Genomic DNA, 18,380 nt, shown 5'->3' on the forward strand with positions numbered 1-18,380 from the left:
AGGCCATGAAAAAGCATACGACGATTGATCAATCCTTGTCAGCCGACGTGTCGGCATGCTCCACAGTTGCGATAGATCTTGCCAAGAGGGTTTTTCAGGTGGCTGGGGAGGATGCCCTCGGTCAGGTGATTTTCGAAGATCGAATCAAGTCGCGAGAAGCCTTTCAGGTATTTCTGCGTGGGCTTCCCGCGAGCGTTACGGTGTTAGTTGAAACCGGGCCCGGCGCTCAAGCATGGGCGCGATTGCTCCAGATGCAGGGTAATTCCGTCCGCATCCTGCCGGCCCAGCTGGTTGCCAGTCATCGTAGCGGCCCAAAAATGATCGCAACGATGTATTGGCGATCTTGCGTGCAGGCCGCGACTGCAAAATTTCGGCAGTACCGATCAAGAGTGCTGCGGCGCTGGCGATGCAGGCCCTGCACAGGGCTCGTCAGGGCTATGTGCGGCGCCGCACTGCGGTGGGTAATCAGATACGCGCCTTGCTGTTGGAACATGGGGTAGCCATGGCTCAGGGTGAGATAGCGATCAGGCAGCTCGTGCCTCGAGTTCTGGAAGATGCCACTCAGCCGCTACCTGATTTGCTGCGTGAACTGATCGCCGAACTTTTGGGTGAGTGGGGCCAACTGGGTGAGCGCGTCAACGTGCTGACCGGTCGGCTGGAAACGGCAGCGAATGAGGATGAAACGGCGAAGCGGCTGATGACGGTGCGCGGTGTTGGTCCGATCATTGCCACGGCGCTGCTGGCCAAGCAGACCGAACCCGAACGCTTCGCCAACGCCCGTTTGTTCGCCGCCTACTTCGGATTGGTGCCCAGCCAGCACAGCTCTGGCGAGAAAAACCGATTGGGCGGAATGAGCAAGAACGGTGACGCTTATCTGCGAAGTTTAACGATTCAGGGCGCTCATGCCGTTTTAAGACAGATACGTCCGGATTCAGAGCAGCCGGACGACAGGCGTCTTTGGCGCTGGATTTCCCGCCTGGGCCGCAAGCAGGCAGCAGTGCGATTAGCCAATCGAAATCTGCGCATCCTCTGGGTGCTGCTGCAAAACGACCAGACTTATCGGCGCCGGCCGGGCGATGGCCAGGAGGCTGCGATGAGTCACTGACAACAAAGTTCTGCCACCGGGGCGTAAACCGCTCCAACCCATGCTGAAGAACATTGACCCCAGGTCAGACCGTCGCGGATTGATGCCTGAGCTCCTACTGGCCCTTGAGGCCTTACTGTAATCGGCATACCGCGAGCTAACCCAATGTTGGCCAGAAGCCGCTCAACGCTTCCTCGAACAGGCCTTATACATAGATGCAACCGGGTAGCAGTGTTCAAAAGCGGGTTGAATGGTGGGGCGAGTCCATACATAGGAGCTGCCGAAGGCTGCGATCTTTTGATCTTCAAACCTCTACAAGCTTTCAGGCATCTCTGCTTCAGACTCGGTCTTCGTCCGCGCAGGTCGTGGGATCAGCGCTTGGATCACATCATCAACCAAGGCTTTGCCCATCACTGTCAGGTAATGCGCAGCCCAAGCATGCCGGTCGGTGTCTCTGTTGAAAGCAGCGTCTTCTGCGAAGGATTTGGCGAGGGACAGCAGGTCGGAGGATTGCGACAAGGCATCGATGATCGGAATGCCGGTGCGGACGTTGAAGAACGCTTGATCCGCGTTGTAGAGGAAAGGGGTGAAGCCGATGGTTTTAACGCTTGCGAGTCCGTGCAGATCAGATTCGGTCATCGTGTTACTCCTTAGTTCGAAGCGCCGCGACTTTCGTTACCACGCGAAAGGGAGGCAACTGTACGCAGGGTGGTAAACCGGGAACCAAGGAAACCGGCACGCCCGAAAGCGTCCCACGCACAGCCGCCATAACTCGAGGAGCGGGCTGTTGCGATGGTTTCTCCGGGTTACCACACCCGATCGCTGAATGGGTCAGCGACGTCCGGAGAGTATCCCGTCGAAAAACAGCGCAATAGAGCGGAAAAGCGCCCGAACACGAGTATCGGAGTTTGCCTACAAGGTCTGTGGGCGTCATCTGATATTGCGAAACTGGAAGTAAACGATACTAAACGTCTGACACGAACACAGCCATGACGATATGCGGGCAAGGTATGCAGCGATTAGTGATCGACCCAAGGGCTTGACGACCCGGCCTCGGCAGTGAGACAAGTGTCCACGTTTTATGGAATGTGGACACTCGAGGTTTTGAGCTAAATGAAGAGTCAAGACATTTTACTTTTGTTCAAGATGGCCAGTCTCCACGCTCAGGAAGAGAACCTTTTGGGGGAGATGGAGGCCGAATCGAATTCGGACAGGGTCGAAGAGCTGCTCAGGCCTTATGTCGTCAGCCCGATGACCGCAGGGGAGAGTGTGGGGAAGCCATTGGTCACCTACTCCACTGATGGGGAAGACACAATCTTCCAACACCGCGAACTCGATTCGCCTTTCGCTGATGGGCCAGGCTGGGAGGGTTGGGCGGAACCAGCATCTGATCCACCGCTGACAAGTTGGAGCGATCGGTACTCTCTGCGTGCGCTGTCTGCCTCTCTCGGACTGAGCAAAAGCGAAGTCTCAAATGCTCTCGCCCGATGCCGGGAATCCGGATTGCTCATCCATGACTACGACACCGGGCTTGCCAAAGTGCACCGCCGGGAACTGCTGAAAATTACCGAGCACGCGCTGAAGTACTTCTTCCCGGTCAAGCCTGGCGCGATGGTTCGTGGCATACCCACAGGTTTTGCAGCGCCTGCGCTGTCCAAAAGCATCAAGAGTGCGGGTGGTTTGATTCCGGTCTGGCCGGATGCGCAGGGAACCGAGCGAGGCCAAGCGATCGAGCCGCTTTACAAAACAGTGCCGGAAGCGGTGAAAAAAGACCGGATTCTTTACCACTATCTGGCGCTCGCTGATGCAATCCGTCTGGGTGGTCCGCGTGAGTGTGGTGTGGCAATCAGTATTCTGAAGGCAGGGATGGGGCTGAAATAACATGTCGTCAAACGCGGATCACAACTACGAACTCATTGAGTTCGTGGCTGGAGGCTTGGGCGAGGCGTTTCTCGCCGAAGTTGCTTTTGTTGGCGGTTGCACAACCGCCATGCTGGTTACAGATACAGCCGTGCTGGACGACATTCGTTTCACTGATGACGTTGATCTAGTGATCGAGTTGGCCGGTATCAGCGCCTGGAACCAACTCACCGAACGGCTGGCGGCCAAGGGATTCAAGATCACGGGTGAGGACGAGGTGAATTGTCGTTTTCGCTTCAATGACGTTGTCGTGGATGTCATGCCTTCCGACCCTGCAGTGCTCGGCTATGCCAACCGCTGGTTCGTCGAGGGGCTGGCGAGGGCGGATAAATTCACCCTGCCCAGCGGCACTGCCATCCAGATATTCCAGCCCGCGTATTTTCTCGCGACGAAACTGGAAGCTTTCGCCGGTCGGGGAAATGGCGATCCTTATCACAAGGATGTCGAGGATATGATCATCTTGATCGATGGTCGGCCTGAGCTGTTGGAGGAGGTGGTCCAGGCTGACAAGGACCTCAAGGCATTCATTACAGAGGGAGTCCAGAAGCTGATGGCGCTCGATGGGGTTGGCTACGTGATCGAAAGTTCAGGCTCGGTGCAGGCGAATCCAGGCAGAGGGCAGATTATTCACAGGCGTATGAAAGCGCTGGCCAGCGCATGAGATACCTCTCCCGATCAATCACTGGGCAAGCCAGCAGAGCAAATAATGACTATGCCGGAGCTACCTGTGAGGGTGACCGTGGTTTTTTTGTTGTCGCGGATGGCACTTCAAGGCGCGGCAGTGGACAGCTGGCTGAATGCTTCGTAAGCGGCATGTTGGCGGCTGATTCCACACAGTTGGAGCAGGGGGGCTATCCTGCAGAACCCGGAGCTATCGAGCGTCTATTGGGTTCAATACTGTCGGATTTTCATGCGTCGTTGCCTGCTGATCAGACGGGAGCCATCTGTTACCTGATTGGCTTGGTCGCTCATGGCCGACTCACCGTTGCATACGAAGGTGACTGTTCATGCGGGATTGTGACGCTGTTGGGAGCCATCGAGTGGATTACGCCTCCTCACTGCAAGGCCAATTGGCGGCGCGACCGTTCGCACTGTGAGTTGGCGCAAGATCCTGCTCGAAATTCAGTAACGCGATGCTTGAAGATCAATCGGGTTCCGAACCCTGACTTTGTTTGGTGTGAACTGGAGGCTGTTGAGCGCTTGGTATTTGTCACTGATGGCTTTTGGGCGGACTTGACGCAAGTCCAGCAAAGCAGTTTGTTGGCGGCGCCGGATAGCGACTTTAGCGTTGGCGACGATGATGTCACGTGGATAGATGTTCAGCTTGGCCGGCGGGACTGACGAGTTGTCTGAGTCCGGCACAATACCCTGTGGGAGCGCGAAGACGTAGTGTCAGTCGACGAATCTGTAAACTGACCCACCGCTTCGCGAGCAAGCTCGCTCCCACAGGGATTTTGGTGGCGGCTGGAATGTAAAAAGCCCCCGTAACTGCGAAGTTGTGGGGGCCTTTTGTGGATGCGGCTCAGATCACTCTTCGGCGACCGAGTCCTTGCTCTGGCGCTTCTCGATCAAGTCCACCAGACGCTTGGCCAGCGCCGGGTAGTTCTCGTCGAAGTGGTGGCCACCAGGCAGTTTCACTGCTTCACCGACTGCAGTCTTGTCCGTGCAGCCACTTTCATCGGTCTCTTCTTCACCGTAGATGCACACAACCTTGCCGGCTGGCAGTTTGGCCATTTCCGGGCCGGTGGCGGCTTCTTTACCAGCGTTGCCCAGCCAGCCTTCGACTTCGATTTCGAAGCTGCCGGTGCGGGCGAAGGCGAGCAGGATGATCGCGTCGACGCGTTGCTGTTCGTTCTCTGGCAGACGGTTGTAGATCGCTGGCAGAACGTCGGCACCGAACGAGTAGCCGGTGAGGATGAAGCGCTTGGTGCCCCATTTCTGCCGGTAGTGCTGCATCAGTTCGGTGAGGTCGAGTGCGCTTTGCTCCGGGCTCTTGTGCTGCCAGTAGTAGCGCAGGGTGTCGATGCCGACCACCGGGTAGCCGATCTTGGCCATTTCCCCGGCCACGTCGCGGTCGAGGTCACGCCAGCCGCCGTCGCCGGAGAGGAACAGGGTAACGGTGTCGTTGGCCTGACCGGCCGGCACTTCCACGACCGGGATCGCCAGGCCGCCGTTGGCCTTGTCGCCACCGACGAGGATTTTGCGCAGTTCGTTGTTCAGCACTTGCGGCAGGTTGATGTCGTAGTCGCTGATGCTGGTTTCGGCGTTCGGCTGATCGCGCACGAAGCCTGCGCTGGCGTCGTCCGGGTTGTCGTTCCACGCCACCAGCCAGTGGCCGTGGGCGGCGGATTTCGGCAGCAGGTGGGTGCAGCCGGGCTTTTCCAGAGCCAAGTCGACGGAGATGGCCTGGGCCTTGTCGTCTTTCTGTTCCGCCAGCCAGCGCCACGCCAGCACAGCGCCTGGGCCGATGCCGCTGACCAGAGTGGCCGGGCCATTCAGTTCACGCAGGCCTGATTGCAGGGCGCGGCTTTGCAGCAGGCAGTCCTTGGGCAGAATCACCTGAACGATCTGCGCCGAAGCGCTGCGGCTGAGGGTGGTCAGTTGTTTCTCGGAGAGCTTCTGTTCGTCGGTGACGGCCACCAGCACCTGAGCCTTCGGCTTGCTGCCGGGGATCACGCGGGTCATGGCTGTGCCATCGGCGGGTTTCAGTTGTTCGACGGTCGGTTCCGGTGCCGGACGTTTGAGGTACCAGTAACCGCCGCCGGCAATCACGGCCAGCACCAGCAGGGCGGCCAGGATGTACTTCAGGGAGCGTTGAATCATCAGCGTTTCACCAATCCAGTCAAGCCGCCCGCGATCAGGGCGGCAGTGTCGGCCAGCGCCACGAGCGGATCGAGTCCGGCGGGCACGGCCATATAACGGGGTTCCCAGTCAGGCTGGAACTTGTCTTTGAAGCGGCGCAAGCCTTGGAAGTTGTACAGTTGCTCACCACGGCGGAAGACCATCGAGCCCAGGCGCTGGGTCAGTGGTGCGCCGCGCCGGGGTTGCAGCCCCGACAACGGCACCATGCCCAGGCTGAAGCGCGCGTATCCGTGACTCTTATAGTGTTGAATCAGGCCGACCATCATGAATTCCATGGTCAGCTTCGGCGCTTCCGGGTGCGCGCGCATCAGGTCGAGACTGGCCAGATCGTGGCTGTAGGTCTCGAGCAGATTGGCGAACGCCACCGGGCGGCCTTCGAAGCGAATCACCGCAATGCGGAAATGCTTCAGGTAATCGTCGCTGAAACGGCCGAGGGAGAAGCCTTTCTCACGCACGTTCTTGCCCGTCAGCCAGGCATCGGAAATCACTTTCAGCTCGTCCATCGGCGCCTGCCCGGGCTCATGAATTTCCAGCGAAAGTCCATCGCGGGTACCACGGTTCCAGGTGTAGCGCAGGTCCTTCATCTCCTTGCCCTTGGCTTCCAGATCGAAGCGCAGCAGATCGACCCGGGCTTCTTCGCCGAGCTTGATCGCCGTCAGGCCGATGTCCATGTAGTACGGCAGGTTCTCCGCGCGCACTTGATAGAACACCGGGCGCGTGTGGTGGATGTCGCAGAGATCGCGGAACTGCCAGATCATTTCCGCACGTTGCTGGCTCGGCCCGATCGGGTCGTACAGCGCCACCAGACTGCGGCCACGGCGGGCGTACATCAGGAACGCTTCATCGTTGGGGTGAAACAGCAACGCCTTGTCACCGGTCAGCGCGAGGCCGCCATCGGGTTGCGACGAGGCCATGAGGATTTTTGCCGCGCGATCCAGTTCGTCCGGCGTCGGCAAATGGATCACCGGGCGCGCGGTGCGCAGCAGCCAGGTCAGCGAGATGATCACCAGCAACACCGCCGCACCGAGCAGCGAGCGCAGGCCACGCGGCGCGTCAGCGTCGAGGGTGAACTGCCACCACAATTGATGGCTGTAGGGCACGTCCTGATAGGCAAACAGCAGCAACCAGGCCGAAGCGCCCAGCACGCAGAGACTGGCGACCAGATACAGCGGCGAAAACGGCAGTTCGGTCAAACGGCTCGGGCGATAGAAGGAGCGGCGGAACACGCCGAGCAGCGCGGCCGTAAACGTCATCAGCGTGGCTTCTTCCCAGTCGAAGCCTTTGAGTAGCGAGAGCAGGGCACCGACCAGCAGCAGAATGACGGTCAGCATCCACGCCGCCGACAGGCGCCGGCGCAGGCCCTGCGCGAGTAACAGACAGAGGACGCCGATCAGGCTGGCGCCAAAGTGCGAGGCGTCGACCAGGCGATGCGGGATCAGAAAACCGATGTGCTCCAGGCGCGTGTCGATCTCCGGTGTGGCGCCGGAAAACAGCAGCACGACGCCAGACAGAAACACCAGCACCGCCAGAACCGGCGCGGCCAGACCGGACGCGGCGCGCATGGTCTGGGATTGAAACAGGCGCTGGCCTTCGTTGATCAGCAGCAATACGCAAGCGACCAGCAGCGGCAGCACCACGTAGATCAGGCGATACAGCAGCAGGGCAGCGGCCAGCGGTGCGGCGCCAAGCTTGTCGGCAAACGCGGCGAGCAGAATCGCTTCGAACACACCGACGCCGCCAGGTACATGACTGAGGACACCGGCGGCGAGTGCCAGCAGATACACCAGCAGGAACGGCGCAAACGGCGGCGCTTCCGGCAGCAACAAATACAGAACGGTGGCGGCAGCCGCGACATCGAGGGCGGTGATCACCAGTTGCAGCAAGGTCAAGCGTCGACCCGGCAGGCGCAATGTCCGCCGCCCGGCACGAACCAGCAGATTGTCGGGGTAGGGTTGTTCCGGCAGACGACGGCGATAGATGCCGATCGCCAGCACTGCACCGAGGATCAGTACGGCAGCGGCGACGGAGCCGAGCAAGACTTCGGACAATCCCAGCGCTTGCGAGGCGGCGGGCAGGTTGCTCAGCGTGGCCAGCGCTGCCAGTGGCGGCAATGCGCAGCCCAGCGAGAGGCTGGCAAATAGCGTCATGTGCGCAACTTCCGACGCACCGACGCCCAATCGCGCATATAAGCGATAACGAACCGAGCCGCCGGACAGTAGCGACAGACCAATGGCATTGCCAATCGCAAATGCGGTGAAGCCGCCGAGGGCGAGCGTGCGCGGCGGCAGTTTCACGCCAGCGTAGCGGCTGGCCGACCATTCATAGCCGAGCAGAATAATGAAACCGACCACGGTCGCACCGATGGCGCCAAGCAGGGCGGGTTTCGGCACGTCGAGAATCGAGTCATGCAACGCGTCGAGATCGAGCTCGGCGAGCAGATGGCGGCAGGCAATCAGGGCAATGGCAAACAGCAGCAACGTGACGGCCAGACCGATCGGCTGACGGTATTTGCTTAATCGATCCAGCCAGCGCAAACGCTCGGGTTTGATCGGTTGTTCTGCTGTAACGGTGTCTTGTGGATCAGACGAGTTGGCGCGCATCAATCACCTCTTGGATTGTGCGCGACAGGATGGAGGTATCCAGCCAAGTTACCAATCCCTGTAGAAAAAAATAATCACAAAATACTACGCCTCTCGTCGGGCATCGGCGAGGGCAGTTCCTGGATTGCAGATACCTTGTCCGCGACTCAAGCATAGTCGCAAGTCAGTGGTACTGATGATCCCCAGCGGTTCACTGCACAGTGACAGATCATTGTTGCGAAAGGACTTTTTCAACAGATACAAAAAAGGCCACTCTTTCGAGTAGCCTTTTTTGATGTTTGGTTGCGGGAGCCGGATTTGAACCGACGACCTTCGGGTTATGAGCCCGACGAGCTACCAGACTGCTCCATCCCGCGTCTGTGTGGCGGCATTCTACAGGCGAACGACGAGGTGTCAACCGCTAATCCAGGAATGGGCCAAATAACTGCGAAATCGCGGCAAACGGTCGCAGGTGATGCGTAAGTTTCGGAAATGCAACGAATTGCCGTTTCGCCAGCGATTGAGCGGGGCGCCCCTTTGCAAAACAGACGCGCACAAAAAAGGCCACTCTTTCGAGTAGCCTTTTCTGATGTTTGGTTGCGGGAGCCGGATTTGAACCGACGACCTTCGGGTTATGAGCCCGACGAGCTACCAGACTGCTCCATCCCGCGTCTGTGTGGCGGCATTCTACAGAGGTTCGCGAGTGTGTCAACCGTCGATCTGGATAAATCTGTTGAGGTTCAAGCGCTTAGCGTATTTTCGCGGCGGTTGGCCGGCGCGCAGGGCAGGTAGCGCAAGGCTTTCAGCTCTATTGCACCTTGATCTGTGATTGAAAAAATAAATTCAGCGGAAATCTCCTACGGTCGGAAAAGAACATTCAACCACTGGTGCTATATACAGGTGCCAATGAGATACTGCCGCTCCGGCTTGCCACGTTGTCTTTTTCCGACATGACCCAGCGAAAAATCATCCACATCGACTGTGACTGTTTCTACGCCGCCATCGAGATGCGCGATGATCCGCGTCTGGCCGGCAAGCCGTTGGCGGTGGGTGGTTCGGCGGATCGACGCGGGGTGATCGCCACCTGCAATTACGAAGCGCGCGCCTATGGTGTGCGCTCGGCAATGGCTTCCGGGCATGCATTAAAGCTGTGCCCGGACCTGACCATCGTCAAGCCGCGTATGGAGGCTTATCGCGAAGCTTCGAAAGAAATTCATACGATCTTTGCCGACTACACCGACCTGATCGAGCCGCTTTCGCTGGACGAGGCCTACCTGGATGTGTCGGACAGCGCGCATTTCGGCGGCAGCGCCACGCGCATCGCCCAGGACATTCGCCGCCGGGTCTCCAACCAATTGCACATCACCGTTTCCGCAGGCGTTGCGCCAAACAAGTTTCTGGCGAAGATCGCCAGCGACTGGAAAAAACCCAACGGTTTGTTCGTGATCACCCCGGATCAGGTCGAAGAGTTCGTCAGTGGTCTGCCGGTAAGCAAGCTGCACGGCGTCGGCAAGGTCACCGCCGACAAGCTCGGCAAGCTCGGCATCGTTGACTGCCAGCATCTGCGCGAGTGGGGCAGGCTGGCGCTGGTGCGCGAATTCGGCAGTTTCGGCGAGCGCTTGTGGAATCTCGCCCGTGGAATCGATGACCGGCTGGTGCACAACGACAGCCGCCGTCAGTCGATCAGCGTGGAAAACACCTACGACGTTGATCTGCCGGACTTGCGCAGCTGCCTAGAAAAATTGCCCGAGTTGCTCGATACCCTGAAAACCCGCATGGCGCGGATCGACAGCAGTTATCGACCGGGCAAGCCGTTCGTCAAAGTCAAATTTCATGATTTCACCCAGACCACGCTGGAACAGGCCGGGGCAGGGCGTGACCTGGGCAGTTATCAGTTGATGCTGACGCAGGCGTTCAATCGCGGCGGCAAACCGGTGCGGTTGTTGGGGGTGGGGGTGAGGCTGGAGGATCTGCGGGGCGGGTTTGAGCAGATGGAGTTGTTTGAGCGGTAGATTTGCGGCGCCTGGCAGGGCCTCTTCGCGAGCAGGCTCGCTCCCACATTGGATCTGCGTCGTTTACAGATCCCTTGTGGGAGCGAGCCTGCTCCGGGCGGCGTTCCGACGAAGCTTCTAAGCTTTAATTCGGTCCCGGATCAGCCACTAAACGCCCGGCATCCTTGGCCAGAGACTTGAGAAACTCAGTCTGCAACTCAGGATCATTGCGGGTCAGTTCGATCAGACTCTGCTCCAATTCGCTGGCTTCTTCTTCCAGGCCCAGCTCCGACAGGCGTTTGACCCGGTGTACCCACTGGCTCACCTCATCATCTTCCAGGTCGTCATAAATCAGCCCGTGCGCCTCGATCAACTTGCCGCGCAGGTGGCCGCTGAGCATCAGGGTCGAGTCGGTATGCACGTCGTCCTTGGCGTCTTCGACACTGATCTGCAAGCGGCCAACATGGTTGAGTTCATGTTCGGCGAAAGGGCTATCGAGCAGATTCAAGCGCAGCACACCGTTGCGGTCGGTGGTCATGTCGAATGTCTGCTTGCCGGCCTTGACCTGCACCGGTCGTTCGCTCCACGGCAGGCTCGAATACTCCGTGCGCTTGTCGCGCTGGACTTCATCGATGCCCGCGAGGTTCTGCTGCGCGCGACCGTTGGACTGCACGTTCATGAACGGGTTGAGCCCGGCAAAACCGTAGCTCAGCCAATCCTTGGTGACGCTGTCCGGCAGGTTACCGAGGGCAAACACGTTGACCACGTTGGCACCGACACCACCGACCACGGCCACCGCCCCCAGCGGAATCTCGTAGACTTCGCGCCAGGGTTGATAAGGCGTGTAGCGGTCGTAACGGCGGGTGACCTCGAACTCGGTGACTTCGAAAGTCTTCTGCTCGTTGATCTTCACGCGTCGCTGCGGCAGCTCGAGCACCTTGGGCTCGCCGACATCGATCTGCAGGCTGTGATCGAGCAGTTTTCGCTCGACCCGCTCTTCGTGCTCGCTGCGTTGCGACATGTGATTGGCGCAGCCGCTGGCCAGCAGGGCGCCGCACAGGGCGGCGCCACCGAGGCCTAAGGTGTTTCGCTTGAACATGACGTCTCTATCTGGTTTCAGCGGCGGATACGGGCCTGAAGGAAGGACACAACATCGGCCACCGGCAGTGCTTGCGCCTCTGCTTCGGAACGACTCTTGTATTCCAGGTTGCCTTCGGCGAGGCCGCGGTCGCTGACCACGATCCGGTGTGGAATGCCGATCAGCTCCATGTCCGCAAACTTGATGCCCGGGCTGGTTTTCTTGTCGCGATCGTCCAGCAGCACTTCGAAGCCGGCCGCCGTAAGTTCGGCGTACAGCTTGTCGGTGGCTTCGCGCACCTGCTCGGTTTCATAGCGCAGCGGTACCAGCGCGATCTGGAACGGCGCCAGGGTGTCGCTCCAGATGATGCCGTTGGCGTCGTTGTTCTGCTCGATGGCAGCGGCGACCACGCGGGAAACGCCAATCCCGTAGCAGCCCATTTCCAGGGTCACCGGCTTGCCGTTTTCGCCCAGCACTTCGCACTTCATCGCCTTGCTGTACTTGTTGCCCAGCTGGAAGATGTGGCCGACTTCGATGCCGCGCTTGATTTCCAGCGTGCCTTTGCCGTCCGGGCTTGGGTCGCCGGCGACGACGTTGCGCAGGTCGGCAACGGTCGGAACCGGCAGATCACGCTCCCAGTTCACGCCGAAGTAGTGCTTGTCGTCGATGTTCGCGCCAATGCCGAAGTCGCTCATCATCGCGACCGAGCGGTCGATGATGATCGGCAGCGGCAGGTTCAGCGGGCCGAGCGAACCGGCGCCGGCGCCAATCGCGTCACGCAGTTCGGCATCGGAGGCCATCACCAGCGGGCTGGCCACGCCAGGCTGGTTGGCAGCCTTGATTTCGTTCAGTTCGTGGTCGCCACGAATCACCAGCGCGATCAGCTTGCCTTCTTCTTCGGCGTGGACGATCAGGGTCTTGATGGTCTTTTCAATCGGCAGATTGAATTTTTCCACCAGCGCCGCGATGGTTTTGGTGTCTGGCGTATCGACCAAGCGCAGTTCTTCGGTTGGCGCAGGGCGCGAGGTTTCCCGTGGCACCGCTTCGGCTTTTTCGATGTTCGCCGCGTAGTCGGAACCGTTGCTGAAGACGATATCGTCTTCGCCGGACTCGGCCAGCACGTGGAATTCGTGGGAGCCGGCGCCGCCGATGGAGCCGTTGTCGGCTTCTACCGGACGGAATTTCAGACCCAGACGCGTGAAGATGTTGCAGTAGGCTTCATGCATGCGGTCATAAGTGATCTGCAGCGACGCCTGATCGGCGTGGAAGGAGTAGGCGTCCTTCATGGTGAATTCGCGGCCGCGCATCAAACCGAAGCGTGGGCGGATTTCATCGCGGAATTTGGTCTGGATCTGGTACAGGTTGATTGGCAGCTGTTTGTAGCTGCTCAACTCGTTGCGCATCAGATCGGTGATCACTTCTTCGTGGGTCGGGCCCGCGCAGAAGTCACGACCGTGGCGGTCTTTGATGCGCAGCAGCTCAGGGCCGTATTCTTCCCAGCGCCCCGATTCCTGCCACAGCTCGGCCGGTTGGGTGCTCGGCATCAACACTTCCAGAGAACCGGCAGCGTTCATTTCTTCGCGAACGATGGCTTCGACCTTGCGCATGACTCGCAGGCCCATCGGCAGCCAGGTATACAGGCCCGAGGCAAGCTTGCGGATCATGCCGGCGCGCAGCATCAGCTGGTGGCTGATCACGACCGCGTCGGAAGGCGTTTCTTTCTGTGTGGCGAGCAAAAATTGACTGGTGCGCATGGTTGGCCGTTGTCGGTTGCTATGACTGGAAATGACGGAGCAGTGTACCGGCGAGTTTTGCTGACGTACAGAAGTGTGGCCGGGCGAGGACGTCAGCGGCGGGATTCCTCCCGCCATTGGCGAAGCGTCCTACGATTCTTCGGTGACGGGCGTCGGTGCAGGCTCGGGCGTCGGTGTCTGTCCTTCGCGGCGGCGCTCCTGAAACCAGTGCAGCGCGATCAGTAGCAGCGTCGGCACGCCGAGCAGGGCGGTAATGAGGAAGAAGCTGTGATAGCCGAACTTCTCGACCAGCACGCCGGAATAGCCGCCCATCAGGCGCGGCAGCAGCAACATGATCGAGCTGAGCAGGGCGTATTGCGTTGCGGAAAACTTCAGGTTGGTCAGGCTCGACAGGTAAGCGACGAACGCCGACGTCGCCAGGCCCGAACTGAAGTTGTCGAGGGAAATGGTCACCACCAGCATCTGCAGGTTCGGGCCCATGTCCGCGAGCATGACGAACAGCAGGTTGGTCGCTGCCGAAGACACACCACCGATAAACAGGATCGGCAGAATGCCGAAACGCACGATCAACAGGCCACCCATGCCGGCACCGACGAGGGTCATGATCAGGCCGAAGATCTTGCTGACACTGGCGATCTGATCCTTGGTGAAACCCTGGTCGATGTAGAACACGTTGGCCATCACGCCCATTACCGTGTCCGACATGCGATAGGTCGCGATCAGGCCCAGCAGCAACAGCGCCTGCCAGCGATAACGCAGGATGAAGTCATTGATCGGCGTGAGTACCGGCGCCAGTCCGCGTCGGCCCATGGCCGACAGGCACATGCCGGTGAGCAATATGTAGAGGATGGCGCGCAGAAAAGCGCGGTCTTCGAGGAGCAGGTCGAGCGGGCTCATGTCACCAAACAGCACGCCAGCGAAATCGGTGTTGTACAGCTGGGTGAACATCGCCGGTACGGAAACCAGCAAAACGATCAGCACGAACACCGACATCAGTTGATGCATGAACGTGTAGCGCCCGGCCTGCAACTGCGTGCGCAGCGGCACCGGTGGTTCGCGCATGAACAGCGTGGTCAGCAGCGCGGGCACCATCAATGCGCCAAACAGCACATAGGTGCCGGTCCATGCCGCGTGCTTATAGTTGAAGCCGGTGGAGCCGAAACCTTCGGCGAAAAACAGCGCGCCGGCGGTGGCGAGCAGGGCGGCGACGCGGTAACCGGACATATAGCTGGCGGCGAGGGCGGCCTGGCGGCTGTCATCGGCGATTTCCAGGCGATAGGCGTCGACCGCGATATCTTGCGTGGCCGAGGCGAAGGCGACGACGACGGCAATGGCGATCAGCCAGGACAAATGCTTCTGCGGATCACAGAAGCCCATGCCGATCAGCCCGAGAATCACCAGTGCCTGGGAGAGCACCAGCCAGGAACGGCGGCGGCCGAGCTTGCCCAGCAAGGGCAGGCGCCATTGGTCGAGCAGGGGCGACCAGACCCATTTGAACGCATACGCCAGGCCGATCAGGCTGGCATAGCCGATGGTTTCACGGGCCACGCCCGCTTCACGCAGCCATACGGAGAGCGTCGAGAACACCAGCATGTACGGCAGGCCGGCGGCAAAACCGAGCAACAACAGCACGAGCGTCGAAGGACTGGCATAGGCGGCGAGCGCGGCGCGCCAGGTTTTACGGGGCATGGGCTGAAGTCTGCCTCAAAATTGCGAAAACAAAGCGCGCACTCTAACCGCTGTGCTCTACCGGACGCCAGCCATGGCGCCGAATATCCACACGATTGTTCTGGACGGTGATGCCTTCCATGCGCAATCGCGCACGTTGTTCATCACCGGAAGGGCTGCCGACCGGCAGGCTGATGCGTCCGCCGGCGCCGAGCACGCGGTGCCAGGGCAGCTTGGTGTCGCCGGGCAACTGGCTCAAAGTCCGCCCGACCCAGCGCGCGGCGCGGCCCAGCCCGGCAAGTTCGGCTAACTGGCCATAACTGACGACTTTGCCTTCGGGCACTTGCGCGAGCGTCGAGTAGAGTGCCGTGCGTCGGATTTGCGCATCGTTTTCGACGCTGTCGAGCGGGTCTTTCACGTACGCGGCTCCTGAGCATTGGCGTGACGATGGCGACAAGGGTAATCGCTCGTGGCCCAGTTGAGAAATGAACTCAATTGAAATAGTCCGGTCAGTCCTTGTCATGGGCAAAATCCTACGGATAATGCCGACCCTTTTCGCCAACTCTGAGCCCCCGATCTGCTTATGTTCCCCAGAACCCTGTTGTGCCTTGCTGTTTTCAGCGCGTCCACGCCCCTGCTTGCCGACACCGTCTGGTTGAAAAACGGCGACAAGCTGAGTGGCACTATCACGGTATTCGATGGCGGCAAGCTGTTGATCCAGACCAAATACGCCGGCGCAGTGGCGATTGACTGGAAAGAGGTCAAGACCCTCGACAGCGATCAGCACCTGTTGGTGAAGCAGGACGCCTATGCCGGTGAAGTATCGAAGTCGCTGACGGCGGCCGACGATGGCAAGGTCACCCTGGCCAACGGCGAGGCGCCGAAGACGGTCGAGCTGGCGAGCATTCAGCAGATCCTCAAGCCCAAGCCGATCGTCACCGACCTGGTGTGGAAGGGCAACGTCGATCTGGCGCTGGACTATCAGCGCGCCGAAAAGGACACCGACGATTACGACGTTGCCTTCAAGACTTCGGCTCGCCATGGCCGCTGGCGCCATACCGGCGAGGGTGAGTACAACCGCGAAGTCCAGGATGCGGAAACCACCACCAACAACTGGCGCGCCGAATACTCTCTCGACCGTTTCCTCACCGATCAGTGGTTCTGGCAGGGGCGCATCAACTACAAGCGTGATCACATCGAAGAGCTGGCGCGTCAGCGCGTGGTCGGTACCGGTCCGGGCTACCAGTTCTGGGACGACGAACTCGGCGCGTTCTCCCTGGGCTCGTTGCTCAACCGCACCGATTACGAGTATCGCGATGGCAGCAAGGACAACTTCTATTCCGTCGCGATGAAGTGGGACTATAACCGCTACCTGATCGGCAAGAAGGTCGAGTTCTTCACCAATGGCGAAGTCGGCAAGCCGCTGTCGGGCGTTGCCGATTACGCGCTGGATGCCGAACTGGGCCTGCGCTACAAGGTCACCGACTGGGCCTCGCTCAACCTCAAGGCCGAGCGCGACATCATCAGCGGCACCAACGATGCGGATCTGAACAAGACCCGTTATACCGCAGGGTTTGGTGTGGCCTGGTAAGCACCTGCGCTAGAAAGGAGAAAGCCCCGTGATTGCGGGGCTTTTCATTGTCAGCTTTCTGCTTTGGTCTTGCTGACGGGAATCGAAACACATTCTCCCTGCCTGACGCCCATCTGGTATTGGCATTGGTAGCTAAGGCTGCCGTCTTTCCTGAAGAAGCGCATCGGTCCATGCTCGGCGCCATCGATATAATCGGTAAATGAAGCCATCTCACCGTTTTCGTGCCATGTCGTGGATGATCCGTGAAGGTTGCCGTCTTTGTATTTTCGATGTTCTTTAAGCTGGCCGGTCGCGTACCACTGTTTGAAGTCGCCCTGTTGGCGATGTTTTTCATCCCACTGCCACTGCAAGGTTTGCCTGCCTTGCTCATTCCATTGCTCATAGCTTCGTTGCACACCGTCCCTGTAAAACTGTTTCTCTTTGACTGTCCCGTCGATGAAGTAAGTGGTTAGCCAGCCATCTGGCTTGCCGTCGACATTGGTGCGGGAGGTCTCAACGGCTCCATTATCAAAATAATGATTATTTGGCCCTTGGGATTTGCCGTTGATGAAAACGGTTTCGTACCTGATCTGTCCATTCGAGTGGTATCCAAGGGCAGGGCCGTGGAGAACGTCATTTCGATAACTGCTGCGCCCGATCAGCGTCCCGTCCTCGTCATATTCCAAATACTCGCCATCTACATGCTTGCCCAGATGCCAATTGTAGGACTCAGCGATTTTGCCATTTTCGTGATAGATAAATTGCCAACCCTCGAGATGGTTGTTGAGGTAGTTTTCACGCTTGATGACGACCCCTTGTTCGGAATATGTCAGCGCCTCGCCCTGACGCAGGCCGTTAGCATCATTCTGGTAGGTCCGGCGGGGTTTTCCGTTTCGATAGTAAGCTTTGTATGTCAGAACGGGTTTCGCTGAAGCGAAGTCTTCTCTGTCGACGTAATGCTCGCTGCGTAGACTTCGCGTGTCCCGGTAAAAAATTTGTGCTTGCCACGCCTGTTTTTCTTCGTCATAGGACATTGGCATTTTCAGGTAGTACAACGCCAGGCCTTCGCCGATCGGCTTGAGGTGCTCGTCCAGATAAAGCTTGTCGTCTGCCAGAGGGTTCGTCAGGTCTGCGCACTCCTCAGGAGTGCAGGGGCGTACCTTTTCGAAGAAGGCGCGTTTTCGCTCGCAAGCGGAGAGCGTCAGAATCAGGGGGATTTTTTGGTCGATCAAGTCTTGGACTTCGCCGAGCGCTCGTCGAAATGATTCGTTCGGAATGCCCAATGATTCTGGCGTCAAATAGACCTCGTTGCTCCCGCAGGCGTGAGGAGTCGAGAGCGTCAGGAGCGCTGCGCCTCTGAGTTGCATCGAAGAGTGGCCATTGACTTCTGGTCCTTTCGCCAGATATGTCGCACGAGGGTTCATGCCGAGAATCACCGTCGGATGATCAGATTTGGTCTCTGCATTCAGAGGGGGGGCGAACGCCAACAGCAACGCGTTGAATGTGTTCCAAGAGATGAATTGCATCCTGCTTCTTCCATGTGATTCCAGGGCGCGGATCATATAGAGCGGAGGCAAAAAGAGGGGCAGACAAAATATACAGACACAAAAAAGCCCCGCTTTTAAGGGCGGGGCTCTTTTCTAAAGAAGCTACAAGTTAGATAACTTGTACTTCTTCAGCTTGCATGCCTTTCTGACCGCGGGTAGCGATGAAAGAAACCTGTTGGCCTTCTTTCAGGCTTTTGAAGCCGTCGGATTGGATAGCTTTGAAGTGAACGAACAGGTCGTCACCGGATTGTGGAGTGATGAAGCCGAAGCCTTTTTCATCGTTGAACCACTTAACGGTACCGGTTTGGCGATTAGACATGGTGTAAC

14 protein-coding genes, 2 tRNA genes and 1 pseudogene are annotated in these 18,380 nt (G+C 58.9%); 6 read left to right on the forward strand and 11 right to left on the reverse strand.

What is annotated here, in order from left to right:
• Window positions 1-5 precede the first annotated feature (5 nt).
• Window positions 6-1,105, forward strand: a pseudogene (locus tag HU724_RS06725) (IS110 family RNA-guided transposase).
• 291 nt (window positions 1,106-1,396) lie between these two features.
• Here HU724_RS06725 and HU724_RS06730 read toward each other — a convergent pair.
• Window positions 1,397-1,723 (reverse strand): DUF3077 domain-containing protein, encoded by a 327-nt coding sequence (locus tag HU724_RS06730; protein WP_186569870.1) that lies wholly within the window; start codon window positions 1,721-1,723, stop codon window positions 1,397-1,399.
• A gap of 474 nt (window positions 1,724-2,197) precedes the next feature.
• Here HU724_RS06730 and HU724_RS06735 point away from each other — a divergent pair, with 474 nt between their 5' ends.
• The 3 genes from HU724_RS06735 to HU724_RS06745 are packed head-to-tail and all read left to right on the forward strand — an operon-like array spanning window position 2,198 to window position 4,345.
• Entirely contained in the window at window positions 2,198-2,965 is a 768-nt protein-coding gene (locus HU724_RS06735; RefSeq protein ID WP_186569869.1) for a MarR family transcriptional regulator, read from the forward strand.
• Between the two features lies 1 nt (window position 2,966).
• On the forward strand, window positions 2,967-3,665 hold the full coding sequence (locus tag HU724_RS06740) for a hypothetical protein (RefSeq protein WP_123442998.1): 699 nt from the start codon (window positions 2,967-2,969) through the stop codon (window positions 3,663-3,665).
• The gene (locus HU724_RS06745; RefSeq protein WP_130887136.1) at window positions 3,662-4,345 is read left to right on the forward strand and encodes a serine/threonine protein phosphatase; all 684 of its coding nucleotides are present in this window, start codon (window positions 3,662-3,664) and stop codon (window positions 4,343-4,345) included. Before HU724_RS06740 ends, HU724_RS06745 begins: the two co-directional genes overlap by 4 nt.
• 186 nt (window positions 4,346-4,531) lie before the next feature.
• Here the strand turns inward: HU724_RS06745 and HU724_RS06750 are convergent, their stop codons facing one another.
• The 4 genes from HU724_RS06750 to HU724_RS06765 all read right to left on the reverse strand — a co-directional run bounded on the left by HU724_RS06750 (window position 4,532) and on the right by HU724_RS06765 (window position 9,116).
• Entirely contained in the window at window positions 4,532-5,827 is a 1,296-nt protein-coding gene (locus HU724_RS06750) for a virulence factor family protein (protein WP_186569868.1), read from the reverse strand.
• Window positions 5,827-8,466: a bifunctional lysylphosphatidylglycerol flippase/synthetase MprF gene (gene mprF / locus HU724_RS06755; RefSeq protein ID WP_217847184.1), complete on the reverse strand. Its 2,640-nt coding sequence runs from the start codon at window positions 8,464-8,466 to the stop codon at window positions 5,827-5,829. The genes HU724_RS06750 and mprF overlap by 1 nt, the downstream gene beginning before the upstream one ends.
• A gap of 279 nt (window positions 8,467-8,745) precedes the next feature.
• Window positions 8,746-8,822 (reverse strand) — tRNA-Met (locus tag HU724_RS06760).
• Window positions 8,823-9,039: 217 nt separating this feature from the next.
• Window positions 9,040-9,116, reverse strand: a tRNA-Met gene (locus tag HU724_RS06765).
• A 279-nt stretch (window positions 9,117-9,395) separates the two neighbouring features.
• Between HU724_RS06765 and dinB the strand changes: the two genes are divergently transcribed.
• Window positions 9,396-10,457, forward strand: a complete 1,062-nt coding sequence (gene dinB, locus HU724_RS06770) for a DNA polymerase IV (protein ID WP_038861106.1) — start codon at window positions 9,396-9,398, stop codon at window positions 10,455-10,457.
• 124 nt (window positions 10,458-10,581) lie between these two features.
• On the opposite strand, the gene HU724_RS06775 is transcribed toward dinB, so the two are convergent.
• The 4 genes from HU724_RS06775 to HU724_RS06790 all read right to left on the reverse strand — a co-directional run bounded on the left by HU724_RS06775 (window position 10,582) and on the right by HU724_RS06790 (window position 15,354).
• On the reverse strand, window positions 10,582-11,535 hold the full coding sequence (locus HU724_RS06775; protein WP_186568185.1) for a hypothetical protein: 954 nt from the start codon (window positions 11,533-11,535) through the stop codon (window positions 10,582-10,584).
• A gap of 17 nt (window positions 11,536-11,552) precedes the next feature.
• Window positions 11,553-13,268, reverse strand: a complete 1,716-nt coding sequence (locus HU724_RS06780) for a proline--tRNA ligase (RefSeq protein WP_186568187.1) — start codon at window positions 13,266-13,268, stop codon at window positions 11,553-11,555.
• A 129-nt stretch (window positions 13,269-13,397) separates the two neighbouring features.
• Window positions 13,398-14,957: an AmpG family muropeptide MFS transporter gene (locus HU724_RS06785; protein ID WP_024011895.1), complete on the reverse strand. Its 1,560-nt coding sequence runs from the start codon at window positions 14,955-14,957 to the stop codon at window positions 13,398-13,400.
• A 43-nt stretch (window positions 14,958-15,000) separates the two neighbouring features.
• Complete coding sequence (locus tag HU724_RS06790) at window positions 15,001-15,354, reverse strand: MGMT family protein (RefSeq protein ID WP_016771391.1); 354 nt, start codon at window positions 15,352-15,354, stop codon at window positions 15,001-15,003.
• Window positions 15,355-15,519: 165 nt separating this feature from the next.
• Here HU724_RS06790 and HU724_RS06795 point away from each other — a divergent pair, with 165 nt between their 5' ends.
• Window positions 15,520-16,527, forward strand: coding sequence for a DUF481 domain-containing protein (locus tag HU724_RS06795; RefSeq protein ID WP_024011896.1), 1,008 nt, complete (start codon window positions 15,520-15,522; stop codon window positions 16,525-16,527).
• A gap of 50 nt (window positions 16,528-16,577) precedes the next feature.
• On the opposite strand, the gene HU724_RS06800 is transcribed toward HU724_RS06795, so the two are convergent.
• Together HU724_RS06800 and HU724_RS06805 are read right to left on the reverse strand one after the other, a co-directional pair.
• A complete protein-coding gene (locus HU724_RS06800; protein WP_225927669.1) occupies window positions 16,578-18,032 on the reverse strand; it encodes a toxin-antitoxin system YwqK family antitoxin in 1,455 nt (484 codons plus the stop codon).
• A 130-nt stretch (window positions 18,033-18,162) separates the two neighbouring features.
• Window positions 18,163-18,372: a cold-shock protein gene (locus tag HU724_RS06805; RefSeq protein WP_002554837.1), complete on the reverse strand. Its 210-nt coding sequence runs from the start codon at window positions 18,370-18,372 to the stop codon at window positions 18,163-18,165.
• Between the last annotated feature and the right edge of the window lie 8 nt (window positions 18,373-18,380).

The sequence above is a fragment of the Pseudomonas iranensis genome (assembly GCF_014268585.2).
GTDB classification, from domain to species: Bacteria; Pseudomonadota; Gammaproteobacteria; order Pseudomonadales; family Pseudomonadaceae; genus Aquipseudomonas; species Aquipseudomonas iranensis.